Source organism: Streptacidiphilus sp. MAP5-3, assembly GCF_041262505.1.
Lineage (GTDB): Bacteria > Actinomycetota > Actinomycetes > Streptomycetales > Streptomycetaceae > Streptacidiphilus.
This window is the reverse complement of sequence record NZ_JBGCCL010000034.1, coordinates 15,540-30,287: the sequence shown is the minus strand read 5'-3', so window position 1 is coordinate 30,287 and position 14,748 is coordinate 15,540. Positions and strand designations below refer to the sequence as shown.

General features: G+C 71.3%; 14 protein-coding genes and 1 pseudogene. 1 reads left to right on the top strand and 14 read right to left on the bottom strand.

The features are described from left to right. Nucleotides 1-3: 3 nt before the first annotated feature. The 13 genes from ABH928_RS32025 to ABH928_RS31965 form a co-directional block, all read right to left on the bottom strand. Entirely contained in the window at nucleotides 4-1,134 is a 1,131-nt protein-coding gene (locus ABH928_RS32025; RefSeq protein ID WP_370072175.1) for a polysaccharide deacetylase family protein, read from the bottom strand. After that, the gene (locus ABH928_RS32020) at nucleotides 1,134-2,486 is read right to left on the bottom strand and encodes a condensation domain-containing protein (protein WP_370072174.1); all 1,353 of its coding nucleotides are present in this window, start codon (nucleotides 2,484-2,486) and stop codon (nucleotides 1,134-1,136) included. Before ABH928_RS32020 ends, ABH928_RS32025 begins: the two co-directional genes overlap by 1 nt. 176 nt (nucleotides 2,487-2,662) lie before the next feature. Next, nucleotides 2,663-3,487, bottom strand: a complete 825-nt coding sequence (locus tag ABH928_RS32015; protein WP_370072173.1) for a hypothetical protein — start codon at nucleotides 3,485-3,487, stop codon at nucleotides 2,663-2,665. Then, nucleotides 3,484-3,750 (bottom strand): acyl carrier protein, encoded by a 267-nt coding sequence (locus tag ABH928_RS32010; protein ID WP_370072172.1) that lies wholly within the window; start codon nucleotides 3,748-3,750, stop codon nucleotides 3,484-3,486. Before ABH928_RS32010 ends, ABH928_RS32015 begins: the two co-directional genes overlap by 4 nt. After that, complete coding sequence (locus tag ABH928_RS32005; protein WP_370072171.1) at nucleotides 3,750-4,739, bottom strand: 3-oxoacyl-[acyl-carrier-protein] synthase III C-terminal domain-containing protein; 990 nt, start codon at nucleotides 4,737-4,739, stop codon at nucleotides 3,750-3,752. The genes ABH928_RS32010 and ABH928_RS32005 overlap by 1 nt, the downstream gene beginning before the upstream one ends. Then, the gene (locus ABH928_RS32000) at nucleotides 4,739-5,563 is read right to left on the bottom strand and encodes a class I SAM-dependent methyltransferase (protein WP_370072170.1); all 825 of its coding nucleotides are present in this window, start codon (nucleotides 5,561-5,563) and stop codon (nucleotides 4,739-4,741) included. Before ABH928_RS32000 ends, ABH928_RS32005 begins: the two co-directional genes overlap by 1 nt. Nucleotides 5,564-5,581: 18 nt before the next feature. Next, nucleotides 5,582-5,815, bottom strand: a complete 234-nt coding sequence (locus ABH928_RS31995; protein WP_196192483.1) for an acyl carrier protein — start codon at nucleotides 5,813-5,815, stop codon at nucleotides 5,582-5,584. A 49-nt stretch (nucleotides 5,816-5,864) separates the two neighbouring features. Then, on the bottom strand, nucleotides 5,865-6,254 hold the full coding sequence (locus tag ABH928_RS31990) for a holo-ACP synthase (protein WP_370072168.1): 390 nt from the start codon (nucleotides 6,252-6,254) through the stop codon (nucleotides 5,865-5,867). Continuing rightward, nucleotides 6,251-7,084, bottom strand: coding sequence for a hypothetical protein (locus tag ABH928_RS31985; RefSeq protein WP_370072167.1), 834 nt, complete (start codon nucleotides 7,082-7,084; stop codon nucleotides 6,251-6,253). Before ABH928_RS31985 ends, ABH928_RS31990 begins: the two co-directional genes overlap by 4 nt. Continuing rightward, the gene (locus ABH928_RS31980) at nucleotides 7,081-7,953 is read right to left on the bottom strand and encodes a diiron oxygenase (RefSeq protein WP_370072166.1); all 873 of its coding nucleotides are present in this window, start codon (nucleotides 7,951-7,953) and stop codon (nucleotides 7,081-7,083) included. Before ABH928_RS31980 ends, ABH928_RS31985 begins: the two co-directional genes overlap by 4 nt. Nucleotides 7,954-8,092: 139 nt before the next feature. After that, nucleotides 8,093-8,722, bottom strand: coding sequence for a pyridoxamine 5'-phosphate oxidase family protein (locus ABH928_RS31975; protein ID WP_370072165.1), 630 nt, complete (start codon nucleotides 8,720-8,722; stop codon nucleotides 8,093-8,095). Then, nucleotides 8,719-9,753 (bottom strand): LuxR C-terminal-related transcriptional regulator, encoded by a 1,035-nt coding sequence (locus ABH928_RS31970; RefSeq protein WP_370072164.1) that lies wholly within the window; start codon nucleotides 9,751-9,753, stop codon nucleotides 8,719-8,721. Before ABH928_RS31970 ends, ABH928_RS31975 begins: the two co-directional genes overlap by 4 nt. Before the next feature lie 343 nt (nucleotides 9,754-10,096). Next, nucleotides 10,097-12,745, bottom strand: a complete 2,649-nt coding sequence (locus tag ABH928_RS31965) for a BTAD domain-containing putative transcriptional regulator (RefSeq protein WP_370072163.1) — start codon at nucleotides 12,743-12,745, stop codon at nucleotides 10,097-10,099. Between the two features lie 198 nt (nucleotides 12,746-12,943). On the opposite strand from ABH928_RS31965, the pseudogene ABH928_RS31960 reads away from it, so the two are divergent. After that, nucleotides 12,944-13,027, top strand: a pseudogene (locus ABH928_RS31960) (IS630 family transposase); the annotation flags it as partial. Nucleotides 13,028-13,113: 86 nt separating this feature from the next. Here ABH928_RS31960 and ABH928_RS31955 read toward each other — a convergent pair. After that, nucleotides 13,114-14,631, bottom strand: a complete 1,518-nt coding sequence (locus tag ABH928_RS31955; RefSeq protein WP_370072162.1) for an ABC transporter substrate-binding protein — start codon at nucleotides 14,629-14,631, stop codon at nucleotides 13,114-13,116. Nucleotides 14,632-14,748 lie beyond the last annotated feature (117 nt).

Below are 14,748 nucleotides of genomic sequence, written 5' to 3'. Positions count from 1 at the left end.
GTTTCAACCCATCAGTCGTAGCGTGTGGTCGTCGACGGTGGAGTGGCTGCCCGCTGCCGAAGCGGATGCGGGGGCAGGTGCGGGAGCAGGTGCGGATGCGGGTGCGAGCGCGGGCAGTTCTCCCACGGTGACCAGTTCCAGGCCGCGTTCGAGCAGGCCCTCGACGATCGAGGGAAGGGCCCGCACGGTCTGACCCCGGTCCCCGGCGCCCTCGTGCATGAGCACCACCGAGCCCGGCCCGGCGGCCTCCAGGACGGTCGCGGCGATCTGCTCCGGCCCCGGCCTCGTCCAGTCGCGGGAGTCCACGTCCCACAGCGTCAGGGTGGTCGGATACCCGTCGAGGGCGGCCAGCACCTCGGGTGTGAGCGCGCCGTACGGCGGACGGAAGCGCGTCGGAGCCTGACCGGTGACCCGGGCCACCGCCTCCGTCGTCCGGTCGAGCTGCTCGCGGAGTTGACTGGGCGTCAGGTCAGGCAGATAGGGATGCGACCAGGAGTGGTTCCCCAGTTCGTGTCCGGCGTCGGCGATCCTGCGCACCTCGTCGGGCAGCGCCGCGACGTGGTGGCCGACGCTGAAGAACGTCGCCCGGGCTCCGTAGCGGTCCAGGATCTCCAGCACCTGCCGGGTGAGCGCCGGGTCGGGGCCGTCGTCGAAGGTGAGGGCGACCCGTGGGACGTCACGGCGGCCGTGCTCGAAGCAGCCTCCAGCCGCCACCAGCGCCGCCACCGTCGGTTCGCCGCGCCGCACGCCTTCGAAGAACTCCTCGGCGCGGCCCGTCAGCGTGCCGCCTTCGGCGGTCACCCGGGCCAGCGTGCCGGGCGCGGTCCGGGCCTGCTCGGCCAGCCGCTCGGCCGGGACGGAGCCGAACCCCGGCCGCGGCGGCAGCACCCACGGGTCCGCGCGGTACACCTCCAGACCGGCTGCCGTCATCGGCCCGTCGAGCAGGCCGTTGGTGCTGTCCAGCACCACCGCCGGTGTGCTCCCGCCGTCCAAACCCCTCAGCCAGGCGATGAGTTCGGCGACCTGGGCGGCACCCCAACTCCTCGCTCCGGTGACCCGGCACCCCGCGCCGTCCAGGACCGCGACCCGGTAGCCCGCGCCCGTCCAGGCGATTCCCGCGTAGCGCGTGGTCATCAGTCCCCCAGGGCGATCGCCGCGGCCACGACCAGCCGTTCGACTCCGCGCAGGAACTGCTCCATCCCGCCGCGGTCGAGGACTGCCGGGTCGGCGGTCATGGCGAGATCCAGAGCTCCCGGCGCCGTCAGCACATCCACCGCCGTCGAGACGTTGACCCGGGGCAGGAACTCGGTCGGCCAGCTCAGCTCGGTCCGGCCGATCAGCTCGCTGAGCGCCGCCCGCGGGCGTTCGACGGTGTCGAAGGGCCCGACGGCCGGGTCCCGGGTGTCGTTCCACCAGTACGAGTGGTCGGCCGCCTCCTCCTTCTCGACCAGCGCCGCGATCTCGCGGTCCAGCGCCCATTTGTCGTAGGCGGCGTGACGGAACGCGTGGAACGCCGCCGACCGCGTCCGCCGCACCGCGTCCGCGAAGTCCCGGTCCGCGTCCGTGAGCCGGAACAGGGCCTCCTGCGCCACCGTGCTGACCGAGGCGGCGGCGGTCGGCTGGAAGCGGTTGCCCACCACCACCTGCCACAGCACCTCGCTGCTCCCCGACTGACGTGCCAGCTGATGCGAGGCGGCTCCGAGCAGCACTGCGGCGTCGCTCACCTCCAGCTCCGTCGCGACCCGTCCGACCGCGACCGCCAGCGCGGGCGAGCGCAGCACCGCGTTGGGGAACATCCGGTCCGGGTCGTCCGCGAGTTCCGGTGCTGCGGGGGTCTGGAACAGCCGCCGGGGGCCGGCGGTCAGTTGCTCACGCCAGTGGCGGCGGGCCGCCTCGTCCCGGCGACGGCCGAGCGGCGATGCCTGGAACTCCGCGGCCTCCAGAGGCTGTTGGGCGGGGCGTGCCTGGCGCAGCGACTCGGCGGTCTCGCCCGCCTGGACCGACTCCAGGTCGCGGAGCAGGCGGCCCAGCCCCCAGTAGTCCGTCGCGGTGTGCGCACCGACCAGCACCAACCGGTGAACCGCACCCTCGCACGCGACGAGGCCGACCCTCAGTCCCCACTCGCGCGCGGTGTCGAAGGAGCGCCCGGCCAGCTCCTGGAGCAGTCCGGCGCCTACCGCCGGGGCGTCCGCCTCGGCGCACTGCCTGATCTCCACCGCGAGCTCGCCGACGCCGTCCACCACCTGCTCCAGCCCGTTCCGACCGACCGCCAGCAATCTGGTGTGCAGGCTGTCGTGGAGCCGGAGCAGCTGCGTCAGGTCCGCGAGGACGCGGGCCACGGGGCGGGGCGGGGTGAGGGGGAGGTCGACCGGCAGGTTGTACCTGGGGGCGTCGTCGCCCAGGTGGGTGACGACTCCCCAGATCGCGCGCTGTCCCCAGGTGGCCGGTCCGGTCCCGGCCCGCGCGGAGTCCAGTCTGATCGTCAACTCGTTGACCGTTGTCATCGTCTTCCAACCGTCCCTTCGGTTGCCTCGTCCTGTCTGTCGCAGCCGCGCCGAACGCGGCCGACGGTCTGGCCCCTGTCCGGGCCGGTGCGGGTGGTCGAGCCCGTTCGCGACGGCCGGTCCGGGCGAACGGGCTCGACCAGCCCCGCGGTGAGGAGTCACCCCTCGTCGTCGGCGAAGAGCGCCGCATGGCTGCGGCCGGAGCGCGGGTCGGTGTCGCAGAGCACGATCCGCCGGTAGGCCTGCTGCCACTCCTGCCAGTGGTCGGCCAGCGTGAGCCAGAGGCTGGTGCAGTAGCTGCCCGGCTCCACCCGGTGCACCTCGGTGCGCCGAGGGACGGCCCCGGTGACCCAGGGGCCGAGCACCAGCAGCGTGCCGTCCGCCTCGACGTCCTGGCCGAGGGCGTCCACCGCGAGGACCTCCGCAGCCGTGGCGGCGGAGGTCGCCCGGACGAACCGCGGGCCGACCGGGCTCGGGGCGGACCCGAGGACCAGCGCCGCGGCGGAGTCGATGAGCGGGGTCTGCGGGACCAGCGGGAAGGCTGTCGGCAGGGTCGTCTGCTCCAGCACCGCCAGCACCACCTCCGCGGCCCGCCCCGCCCGCTGGTAGGCCGACGCGATCCGCAGCGCCGTGAAGGGCGCGGCCAGGCCCTGCTGGCCGATGGCGAAGTTGGTCGCCCGACCGCCGAGGCGATCGGTCAGGTACGGGGCGACAGCGGTGAACGGCGCCACGTCGGGAAGGGCGTGGGCGACGATGAGCAGCTCCGGCCGGCTCCGGCTGACGCCGTCGTCCGCGGCGAGCAGGTCCGCGAGGTCTCGGTGATGGACCTGCGCACCGCGGCCGAGCGCCTCCTCGTCCGGCTTCCGGTCGAAGGGGGCGAGCAGGTCGCGGAAGTAGTCGAGCACGGTCGCCGGGAGGTCGCCCGGGGCGCGGCCCTTCGGCGAGCGCACCGCTGCGGCGGCCCGCAGGGCAAGGCCGGTCATGACGTCCCCTCTCCTTGGCGGAGTGCGGCCTCGACGTAGTCGGTGAAGGACCGCACGGTCCGCAGGTCGTCGACGTCGAGCTCCTCCGGGTCCACCGCGATCCCGGTCGCCTCCTCGACGGTCATCAGCAGGCCCAGCACGTGGAAGGACTGCAGCTGTAGCTCGTCGAAGAGCGCGGTCTCCTCGGTGAGTCCGGTGACCGGCCGCTCCAGAACCTCGCTGAGTGCCTTCTCGATGACGGCGAGGATCTCCTGACGGTCCATCAGTGATCACCCGCCGTGCGGTGCGTGATCACCATCGCGCCGAAGGTGGCACCCAGGCCGACGGAGACCAGCAGGTAGTGCCTGCCGTCGACCAGGCGGCCGGTGTCCCGCAGCGTGGTGTAGTTGACGAAGACGTCGGAGGCGAAGGTGTGGCTGAAGCGCGGCACGTTGTCCAGGAACACCTTCTCCGGCGCCACCCCCAGCTCCTTGATGGTCTGCCGCCAGGCCAGCATGTTGACGTTGTGCGGGATCACCAGGTCGATCTCGTCGAGCGTCAACCCGGCGTCCGCCAGGGCCTGGTGGATGACCTCCGCGATCCTGCCGCCGTACTGCTCCCCGAACTCGGTGTTCTGCTCGGGGGTCAGCTCCAGCCACTGGGCGTACTCGCCCAGGGTCCGGATCGCGAAGGACCGGACCACGTCGCCGTCGCCGTCCAGGGTGATCAGGCAGGAGGCCGCGGCGTCCGCCATGATCGCGGTGTTGGGGATGTGCTGGACGATCGGCGCGTACGCCTGCTCGCCGGTGACCATCAGGGCGTACGCGCCCTCGCCGCCCTCCGCGCGCAGCAGTTCGCCCAGTACCTCGATGGCGCCGAGGCTGCTGACGCAGGCCTGGTGGCTGAGGCCGAACGCCTCGGTGTCCACGAGGCCGAGTTCGTCGCGGACCAGCTGGGCGATGTCCACGTCGGCCGGGGCCACCGCCTGCGTGGTGTGGGCGTAGGCCAGGAAGTCCACCTGGCCGCCCTCCGGCAGGGCGGACAGGGCGCTGCGCGCGGCCGGCCGCAGCAGGTCGAGCAGCGGGAGATCGGGGTCGAAGCGGAGCCTGTCCAGCCCGTAGAACTTGCGGAACACGCCGAGTTGGGCCCGGCGCAGGCCGAGCCGCTCACCCAGTTCCTCGATCCGTACGCTGCGCTCGGGCAGGTAGGACTCGATCCGTTCCAGGGTGATCGGGCGGACCGGGGTCGGGCGGTCCGTGGTCGGATGGCTCATCAGGCCGACGCGATCTGTGCGCGGATCAGCCACAGCCGGTTGGCGCCGCGGCGGGTCCTCGGCTGGACGTCGTACGGCCAGCGGCCCTGTCCGGCTCCGGGCTGGCCGGGCTCGTGCAGGTCCACCACCTTCCACAGGTTCGCCGCGACGAACTCCTCCGGCTCGTCGCTGCCGAAGATCCACGGGGTGCCGTCGGCGGCGAGGGTGTCCAGGAACGGCTTGGAGAACGGGCTGCGCAGCAGCGCGCGGCCGAGGATGTCGAAGGCCAGCTGGCTGCCCGGGGCGGACGCGGAGGCCAGCAGTCGGAGCAGGCCGGCTGCCTGCTCCTCGGTGAGGAAGAATGTCAGCGCCTCGGCGACCCACAGCGTGGGGCGGGTGCGGTCGAAGCCCGCCGCCTCCAGGGCGGGCAGCCAGTCGCCGGTGAGGTCGGCGGAGACCTCTCGCCGGTCGGTGCGCGGCTCGGCGCCGAGGGCGTCGAGGCGGCGGCGCTTCTCGGCGATGAGCGGCCCGTGGTCGACCTCGTAGACCTCGACACCGTCGGGCCAGTCCAGCCGGAAGGCGCGGGCGTCCATTCCGGCGGCGATCAGTACGACCTGTTGGATGTCGCCTTCGGCGAGCACGGTCGTGATCGCGTCGTCGAGGTACTTGGTCCTGATCGAGATGAAGGGCAGCAGGCCGCCGCCCGCGTAACGCTCGATCAGCTCGAAGCCCTTGGGGGCGGCGAGGTCCCGGGCCAGCCGGTCGACGAAGAGCGCGTCCTCGCGCTCCGACTCCTGGGCGCGGGCAGCGGCCATCCACTGGGCCGTGTAGGAGACAGCGTGCATGGGGAACCCTCCTCGGGCTCAGGCGAAGAACGCCTTCTGGATGGTGGCCAGCGACTGGAAGTCCTCGATGTCGATGGCGTCGAAGTCGATCTCGATTCCGGCCGCGTCCTCGATCGTGTAGACCAGCTCGACGAAGGCGAGCGAGTCGACCAGGCGGCTCTCGATGATGTTGACGTCGAGGGCGAGTTCGGTGCGGCCTGGGTGACGGCCGAGGATCCAGTCGCGGACCTTGTCGATACCGGCGGAGCTCATGGCTGATCCCTTCGGGACGGGTTGGACGGTCACGGGCGGTGCGGGAGCGTCAGGGGACGGCGACCGCGGCTGCGACGGCGATCGCGAAGCCGTCGTCGTGGCTGATGCTGATGTCGATCGGGCCGAGCCCGGCCCGGGCGGCCAGTTGGGCGGCGCGGCCGGCCAACCGGACCTCGGGTCGGCCGCCCGGGCCGCGCAGGATCTCGATCCCCTGCCAGGGAACCGGCTGTCCGGCGGCGCCGAACAGCTTGAAGACCGCCTCCTTGGCGGCCAGCCGACCGGCCAGCCCGGCCCGGTCGGGAGCGCCGTCGGGGGTGACGGAGATCCGCAGCTCGTGCTCGGAGAGCATGCGGCCCAGCAGCGGTCGGCTCCCGGGGCCGAGCAGTTCGCCGACCCGGGCGAGCGGCACCAGGTCGACGCCGATGCGGGGCAGGCTCACCCGCGGTCGGCCGCGCGGACCGCGTCGACGGCGGCGCTCAGGTCTCCGTCGAAGTGCTCGGTCAGTACCGCGACCCAGCGCTCCAGCCCGAAGGCGGTGCAGGAGGTGTAGGCGTGCTCGCCGGAGGCCAGCTTGATGTCGCAGCGCTCGCCGAAGAAGTTCCGGTGGGTGTTGACTGAGGCGATCGCGAGGTCCCCGTACTGGAACTCGTGCTTGACCGGGTTGAGCTTCTGCATCAGCGCGCGGGCGCCGTCGTTGCGGAAGAACGGGTCGCCGGCCGGGGCCTTGCCGAGGTCGAGGTCGAGCGCGGCGGCGAAGGCGAGGATCCGCTCGGTGAACCCGTGCAGGGCCTGCTGGGTGTGCTCGTAGCTGCCGAGCGCGACGATCTCCCGCATCTGGAAGCTGGCCAGCCGGCGCAGCCCGCTGTAGTGGTCCTCGTTGCGGAAGCAGCGGTTGACCAGGGTCACCAGGGTGTCGTCGGCGACCTGCCCGCCCTCGTGGTACAGGTACGCGCCGTAGCAGGTGGCGTGCGGCAGCCCGTACCGGGCCTCGCGCAGCGCCTCGGGGGCGAAGCGGCCTCCGGTGGGCTTGTGCTGCTCCCGGGTCAGGTCCAGGGAACCGGCGACCCAGGCCAGTTGGGGGAAGTTGGTGTAGACGTCGAACTTCTCCAGGTCGGTCACCGGGTAGAGCGGCGGCGGGCTGATCTCGTCCGCTCCGGCCGCCAGGCCCCAGCCCGTGAAGACCCGGTCGAGTTCCTTGATCAGCCGGGTGGCCTCCGGCCCGAGGATGGCGAGCGCGGGCGCGCCGTCGCTCCCGGTCAGGCGGTTCATCGGATGAGTCCCGTCCTCTCCAGGTATCTGGTGGTCTTGCGGAGGGTCCGCCGCTCGGCCTCGGCACGGGCGGGCGACTCCAGCAGCAGCCAGCGCACCTCGTGCGGCCTGTCCAGCCCGGCGTCGCGGTAGACCTGCGGGTGGTACAGCGAGTCGAAGCTGTGGGTGAGATAGCGCCGCAGGTAGTTCGAGATCTCGGTGAGCTCCTGCTCGGACGCGGTCTGCTTGAGGTCCTGGTAGAGCAGGTCGACCAGCTCACGCCCGAAGGCGATGTGCCGGGACTCGTCCTGGTGGTGGATCCGGTTGATCGCCCGGATCGTCTCGTGCAGCCGTTCGTCGGTGGCCATCGTCGCGTTGAAGTGGTCCACCAGCTCCTCGAAGATCAGGATGCGGGCGAAGACCAGCAGGCTCTCCGTCTTGGCGGAGTGGCCCACGGCCTCCGCGCCGCCGGCCGGCTGGCGGTAGATCTTTCCGCCGTAGCGGAGGCAGAACTCCGCGAAGAACCACATGTGCTCGTTCTCCTCACCGATGAAATGGTGGAAGAACTCCGAGGGCTTCTCGAAACCGGCCGTGTGGATCCGGTTGACCACCTCGGTCAGCAGTTCCCGGATGCCGTGCACATTCAGGCTGTAGAAATTGATGCTTTCGTACCTGGACAGGGTGCGGAGCTGTTCCGGGGAAAGCGTCCCGGCGAGTTCCGTGCCGTAGGTGGTGGTGAGTTCGGGGCTCATCCACCAGATGTCCTCGGGGAGCCGATCCGGCCACGCGAAAAGGCGGTAGGGGTTGTAGTAGTCGTCGATCGACTTGGCGGTGAGGCGGTCCATGATTTCCTGGAACCGGCTGTTCCGGTCGATCACATCGCTGACCATGGGGCGAGGACTCCGTTCGCCTCGGGGCTCTGTGGTGTGCCTCCACCCTACGGATTGGTCTGAACCTTTCTCAATGTCCGGTTCCGGCTGCCGAATTCGGCCAGCGGACGGTCAGTTCCGGGCCGTAAGTTCCGGGCCGTCAGTTCCGGGCGCTGAGCTCCGCGCGCAGCGCGGCGTTCTCCTGCTCCAGCCGCGCGAGGCGCTCGTGGACCGGGGCCAGGGCGCCGGAGAGTTCGTGCTCGCTGAAACGGCGGGTGATGTGGTTCTGGCAGTTCCAGGCGAAGGCCTCCACCCGGATGGTGACGAGTTGTTCGACCGTCCCGTCGGTGCGCGGCGAACCGAGGCGCTCGGCGAGCACGGGGTCCTCGCCGACCGGCACGGCGGTGGCGTGACCGAACAGCTTGAGCCGGGCCTGGCGGGCGTGGTCGAGGAAGAACAGCGCGACCCGGTCGTCGCCGCGCACGTTGCCCGTGGTGATGTACTGCCGGTTGCCCCGGACATCCAGATAACCGAGCGTGTGCGCGTCCAGGACGTGGACGAACCCCGGCGGGCCGCCTCGGAACTGGATGTACGGCCAACCGGTCTCGCCCACGCTGGCGAACAGGAAGCCGTCGAGACCGCGGATGAACTCGGCCGCAGCGCCGGTGAGCGGCTCGGCCTCGTCGCCGCCCGCGCCCCGCAGACGACGGTCGGCCGCCGTGGCGCTGCCCATCTCCTGCTGGACCCTACGCACCGAGGACGTGTACGCGAGTCGGTCGTAGCGGCTCATGCGACGCTCCTCAGAACCGCGTCCACCAGGCCGGTCCTGGCGGCCAGCACGCCGGCCTGGAACCGGCTTGTGGCCGACAGGTCCTCCATGATCGAGGCCACATGACGGCGGAGCGTGCGGTCGGACATGCCCACCCGGCGCGCGATCACCTCGTCCTTGGCCCCGGAGGCCAGCAGGTCGAGCAGGGTCGCCTTCAGATCCTCCAGCGTCCCGGCGTAGCCGGCCGCCCCGGAGTCGACGGTGAACGCGGATTCCCAGGCCCTGGCGTGCTGTCCGGCCAGGAAGGCCGCGACCGCGCCCTCGTAGACGACGGCGATCTCGTCACCGTCACCGGCCGGGATGAAGGCCGTCCTCCGGTCGAAGACCAGGAAGCGGTCGCGCACCTCGTTGGTGGTGCGCACCTGCCCACCCGCAGGCAGGAGTTCGCCGATGTGCGCGCGGGTGTCGGAGTCGCCGCGGGCGGTGTGGGGGTAGAGGACCCGTCCCTGCGCGCCCCGGCGCACGGCTTCCAGCACCAGCGGGCGGGCCAGCCGCAGCTCGGGGGTCTCCTGGGCCACGCAGGGCTGCATCACCAGGACCTCGGTGGTGCAGCCCTGCGCGGCCTCCAGCAGCCGCAGTTCGATCTCCTCCGGGTCGTCGGTGATCACCACCGACTTCGCGCGGGTGCCGGCCTGCTTCTGCTTCTCGAATGCCGCCACGAAGGAGCTGAACGTCCCCCTGAAGCCCGCCAGTCGGCGACGTCTGTCGAGGATCTCCCGCTCCAGCGGGATCAGCAGCTCCATCTGGGCGGCCTCCGGGCTGACCGCGACCAGTCGGTCCGTGCCGGGCTCGGCCGACCTGACCAGGCGCAGATCGCGCAGCGTGGCGACCGCCCGGTCGGCACGCTGCTGTGCGACGCCGAGCGCCTCGGCGATGCCGGAGGGAGTGAAGTCGGGTAGTCCGAGGGCGTGTTCGTAGAACGCGATCATGAATTCGTCCACCTCGGCGACCCGCTGGACGTCCTGACGCAGGGCCTCTGGGGAGAGTTCCATCGTCATCTCCTTCTGATCGCGTGGATGATGCCGACTCGGCCGCAGGGAAGGAGCCCGAGCCGCCCCGCACGGGCGGCTGTCAGGGGCGCGATGAGCTGTCGCAACGTGTCACCTCATGAATCAGCGCGGAATCAAACTCTGGTGATCACGGTACGCAGCGGGCCTGCCGAGGCTCCTACAGTCGGACCAGAGGACCGCAAGCCCGGAGTTGAGCCGATCACAGCCAACATGCCTCCCCTGACCAGCAGTTCCGCCGACCGCCCCGGACCGGTCGGCGGGGCACCGGCAGAACTGCGGTACCTGCCGCAACAGTTGCCCTTCCGCCGCCCGGCGGACCGGGGGATCACGGGGCCGAGGGAAGGACCACGGTGCCGTCCTCCCGGTGCGCGGCGGTGAGGCGACGCAGCGCCAGTTCCTGCCCGTCGCTCCAGTCGGCCTGCCGTGCCAGCTCCAGCGCGCTGCCCAGCAGCTCCAGGGCCTGCGCGTCGTGCGCCATCGCCGAACGGCATTCGGCACGCCGAAGTTGGGCCGCGGCCTGGGCCCGCAGCCGGCCGTCGGCGACCGCGGCGAACAGGCCGGCGGTCGCGACCTTGAGGCAGTCGCCCGTGTACTTCCCCGCCGACAGATGACTGTGCAGGCTCTCCGCCAACCGCCAGGCGACGCCGGGGAAACCGGCGCCGGACGCCTGGAGGACCGCGCTGGACAGGTTCTCCCGCTCCGCGGCCAGCCACTGTGCGGCCTGACCGTGGCCCGAGAAGACCAGCGCGGCCGACGGCGCGGAGCCTGCCTCGGACCGGTCCGAGGCAGGCTCCGACGGGTAGAGCAGCCGGACCGCGGCGTCGGTGTGGTAGAGGTACCAGTCGTAGAGCCGCTGCTGGGCGGCGTGCGCCTCGTCCCTGCCGACCAGTTCGCGGGCGTAGGAGCGCAGCAGATCGTGCAGCCCGAACCGGCCGGGCACCCGTTCCTGCACCAGGTGCGCATCGGTCAGGCTCACCAGGAGTCCGGCTGTTCCGGCCGAGGTCGAGTCCACCAGCGCCGCCGCGCCGGGCACCGTGACGTCCTGGCCGGGCATCAGGCTGAGCAACCGGAACATCCGCTGGCCCGCTACCGGGAGCGCGCGGTAGGAGAGGTCGAAGGCGGCCCGCACGGTCGAGCGCCGATCCCCTTCGACGCACAGCCGGCTGAGCACGTCACTGCCCGCCAGTTCGGCACCGTAGTCGGCTATCCCGGCGTTGCGGGCCACCACGTTGGCGCCGGCGATCCGGATGGCCAACGGCAGACCGCCGCACACCTGCACGAGCCGGCGGGCCGCCTCCTGCTCGGCCGAGACCCGGCACGCGCCGACGATGCTGCTGAGCAACTGGCAGGCCTCGTCCGGGTCGAGCACGTCCAGGGCGAGGCGTCGGGCACCGTCGCTCGCCACCAGCCCCGCGAGCTGGCTGCGGCTGGTGATCATCACCACGCAGCCCTGCGCGCCCGGGATCAACGGTCTGACCTGCTCGGCATCCCGTGCGTTGTCCAGCATGATCAGCATCTGCCTGCCGGCGAGCAGCGTGCGGTAGAGCGCCGCGGCCTCGTCCTCGTCGGCGGGCACCTGGTCGGCCGGGGTACCCAGGGCCCGGAGGAACTGAGCCAGCACATCGCTCGGGCGCAGCGTCGGAAGCGGTGAGTGGCCGCGCAGGTCGACGAACAACTGCCCGTCCCCGAAGTGCTCCCGCCGCGTGTGCGCCCAGTGCTTGGCGAGAGCGGTCTTGCCCACCCCGGGCGGCCCGACCACGACCACCAGCTGTGAGCGCCGCGCCGGGTCGGGCGAGACGAGGTCGTCCAGCTCCCGCATCTGCCGTCCCCGCCCGACGTAGGAGCCGGTCCTGGCGGGCAGTTGGGCCGGGGGCGGGCCGGCGGGCACCGCGCGGTCGGCAGGAGCGGGGGCGTCGAGGCGCTGCGCGGTGGGCAGTTGCTGACGCAGCACCCGCATGTGGGCGTCGCGGAGCTCCGCGCTGGGCGCGATCCCCAGCTCCTCGTCGAGCCGGTCACGCAGGCGGCTGAACACCTGGAGCGCGGCGGCCTGCTCCCCGCAACTGGCCAGGGACAGGATCAGCCGGGCGTGCAGACCCTCGTGCAGCGGCTCGGTGTTGACCAGGTCCCGCAGCACCGGGACGGCCTCCTCGTGCCGGCGCAGCAGCAGCGCCGTGTCGGCGTGCAGCAGCGCCGCCTCGACGCGCCGCTCGTTGGCCGCCACTGCCGCCGGATGCTGACGCAGCACCGGGTCCGCATCCGCCAGCACCGGACCCCGCCACCACTGCAGGGCCTGCGTCAGCGCCGCGTACGCGGCCCCGGGGTCCGGCACGCGGCGCAACCGCTTCGCCTGGGTCAGCTGCTCGTCGAAGTGGCCCAGGTCGATCTGGCCTCGGGACGCCTTCAGCACGTAGCCGGTGGGCGTACGGGCGACCGTCGGCGGCGGGACCGTCGGCAGATCGCCCGGTTCCAGCAGCTGGCGGAGCTGGCTGACATAGGTGTGGATCAGGCTCTGATGGGAACTGGGCGGCCCGGACAGCCATAGGACGTCCGTGATCTCCTGCTGGGTGGACGACTCGGGGTACTTGAGCACCAGCAGGCCGAGCAGGCGGCGCAGCATCGGACTGGTGACAGACACGGAGCCGTCACCCCGCTGGAGGGAGAGCGGGCCGAGAATCAGCAGGCGCGGCCGACTGACGCCGCGAGGCGGCGCGGTGCGGCCGACCGCCAGCAGGTCCGCCCGCTCTCCGCGAGTCAGCTGCAGCGCCTCGGCCAGGCGCTGCAGGGTGCGCGTCTGGGGGCGCTGGACCCGGCCTCGCTCGATGTCACGCAGCGCCCTGGTGCTGATCCCGGCCCGCGACGCGGCCACCTCCTGACTCAGCCCCGCCCGTCTGCGAAACAACTGGAGCGTCGTCCCGAACTCGCCGGACTCGGCTGCACCACCTCCCCGGGGAAGCCCCCCGGCCCACTCCGACATGGCATCCCCTCGTCCGGTGTCCGTGACCCGTCATGACCGCCCGCGGCATCGCAGCCGAGTGCGGCCGGTTTTGCCGTGACTTCGTCAACGATCATTTTGGACTAGACCAATGAACCAAGGGAAGACCCGCACCCGGGGGCGAAACGCCGCATTCCGACGAAGAACCGGCGGTGCGACTCGGTCTGGTCGGCGATCGGGCGGGTCTTCGCCATGGACGAGTTCGGCCCGCTGGGCGTCCGTCCTACCGGCGGGTCCTGCTGGGCGAAGGCCGGCCTGGCCGACGTGGGACTGAGCGTGCCGCGCAGCGCGTCAGGGGTGTTCTCGGTAGCCTCCGGTCCCTGTGTCGCATCCGGTGCGGGTGGTGGGTGTCAGGAGGTGGAGCTTTTGCCGATCAGCCACCAGCGCTGGATGCCGGAGCTGTCCAGTGTGAGTGGCACGCCGTCGACGTTTTCCTGGGTGGCCGCGTACTGGCTGCTTTGCCAGAGCGGCACCACGGGAACGTCCCGTGCGATGTCTTGCTGGATCTGTGCGTAGTCGCTCTTGGCGTCCTCGCGGTTGGTGTGCGCCAGGCCGTCGGCGATCAGGGCGGCGGGAGCGGCGTAGCCGTTTTGGACGGCGTTGTGCGGGCCGACGAGCGGGGCGATGTAGTCGTCGATGTCGAGGTAGTCGGAGTACCAGGTCAGCGAGTAGGCGTCGAAGTCGGGCTTTTGCAGGATCGCTGCCGCGAGCTTCGGGTGGGTCACGTAGTCGTGCAGGGTGACCTTGAAGATGCCGCCGGCCTCGAGTTGCTGCTTGATGAGCGCGGCTTCCTGCGCGATGGCCTGGTCGCCCCTGCTGTAGTACGAGAAGGTGAAGGGCACCGGGAGCGACACCCCGGCGCTCTTGAGCTGCTGGCGGACCTTGTCCGCGCTCAGGGGCCGCTGGCCGTAGACGGAGAAGCTGCTGGTCGCGTCGGCGATGCTGCTCGGGACGATGGTGTACGCGGGGGAGACCATGTGGCTGAAGGCCTTGTCGGCGATCGCGCCGCGGTCGAGCAGCTCGGCCACCGCGCGCCGCACGGGCTGCTTCGCGAAGACGCCGGACGCGGTGTTGAGCACCAGCATGTGGATGCCGCCGCCCGGGCCGGAGTCCACTTGGAGGCCGGTGCCGAGCTGCTGGTTCTGCTGCATGCTGACCACGTCGGAGACGTTGAGGTCCGCGATGACGGTGTCGACCTGGTCGTCGTCCAGCGCCTTCTTGGTGCCCTCCTGGTCCGGGTAGTACCGCAGGTCGATCCCCGAGTTGCGCGGAGTCGCGGCGGATCCCTTGTAGTTCGGGTTCAGGGAGAGCTTGACCTCGCTCGGGGACTTGTCGACCCCGGAGCCGGTGAAGGTGACCGAGTCGATCTTGTACCGGCCGGAGCCGACGACACCGGTGTAGTCCAGGGCGGCTTCCTTGGCAGCCGGGAGGGTTTTCGGGTCGATGATCGAGGCGACGCCGGAGCTGAGCTTGGCCGGCATGGTCGCGTCCGGAGACTTCAGGTGGAAGACAACCGTGTCGTTCCCCCGCGTCTGCACCGACGCGATGGTGGCGCCCAGGATCGCGACCGGGCCGTTCGGATCATTGATCGCCATGACGCGGTCGATCGAGTACTTGACTGCCGCGGCGTTGAGCGGGTCGCCGTTGGAGAACGTCATGTCCGGGCGCAGAACGCACGTGTAGGTCTCGTCGGCGTGATCGGTGTAGCCGCACGACTGGGCCGCGTCCGCCTGCGGGGTGTCCGAGCCCGGCCGGTAGCTCATCAAGCCCTGGTAGATGTTGGAGTAGAGCGTCCACGCGCCGATGTCGTAGGCCTGCGCCGGGTCGAGCGTGGTGTAGGCGTTCGCCGAACCCACCGTGATGACCACAGGCGGCGCCCCCGCAACCTGGCCGGTAGGCCCCGAGGGAGCACACGCGGCGGTCATGGCGATCAAACCCGTGCAGGCGAACGCTGCTGACATTCGCTTGGCTGCTGACATCGTGTT

Bases quoted from the DNA above. Each gene is read 5' to 3' on its own strand.
- ABH928_RS32025 (WP_370072175.1), bottom strand. From the start codon at position 1,134: ATGACCACGCGCTACGCGGGAATCGCCTGGACGGGCGCGGGCTACCGG.
- ABH928_RS32015 (WP_370072173.1), bottom strand. From the start codon at position 3,487: ATGACCGGCCTTGCCCTGCGGGCCGCCGCAGCGGTGCGCTCGCCGAAG.
- ABH928_RS32010 (WP_370072172.1), bottom strand. From the start codon at position 3,750: ATGGACCGTCAGGAGATCCTCGCCGTCATCGAGAAGGCACTCAGCGAG.
- ABH928_RS32005 (WP_370072171.1), bottom strand. From the start codon at position 4,739: ATGAGCCATCCGACCACGGACCGCCCGACCCCGGTCCGCCCGATCACC.
- ABH928_RS32000 (WP_370072170.1), bottom strand. From the start codon at position 5,563: ATGCACGCTGTCTCCTACACGGCCCAGTGGATGGCCGCTGCCCGCGCC.
- ABH928_RS31995 (WP_196192483.1), bottom strand. From the start codon at position 5,815: ATGAGCTCCGCCGGTATCGACAAGGTCCGCGACTGGATCCTCGGCCGT.
- ABH928_RS31985 (WP_370072167.1), bottom strand. From the start codon at position 7,084: ATGAACCGCCTGACCGGGAGCGACGGCGCGCCCGCGCTCGCCATCCTC.
- ABH928_RS31980 (WP_370072166.1), bottom strand. From the start codon at position 7,953: ATGGTCAGCGATGTGATCGACCGGAACAGCCGGTTCCAGGAAATCATG.
- ABH928_RS31975 (WP_370072165.1), bottom strand. From the start codon at position 8,722: ATGAGCCGCTACGACCGACTCGCGTACACGTCCTCGGTGCGTAGGGTC.
- ABH928_RS31970 (WP_370072164.1), bottom strand. From the start codon at position 9,753: ATGGAACTCTCCCCAGAGGCCCTGCGTCAGGACGTCCAGCGGGTCGCC.
- ABH928_RS31965 (WP_370072163.1), bottom strand. From the start codon at position 12,745: ATGTCGGAGTGGGCCGGGGGGCTTCCCCGGGGAGGTGGTGCAGCCGAG.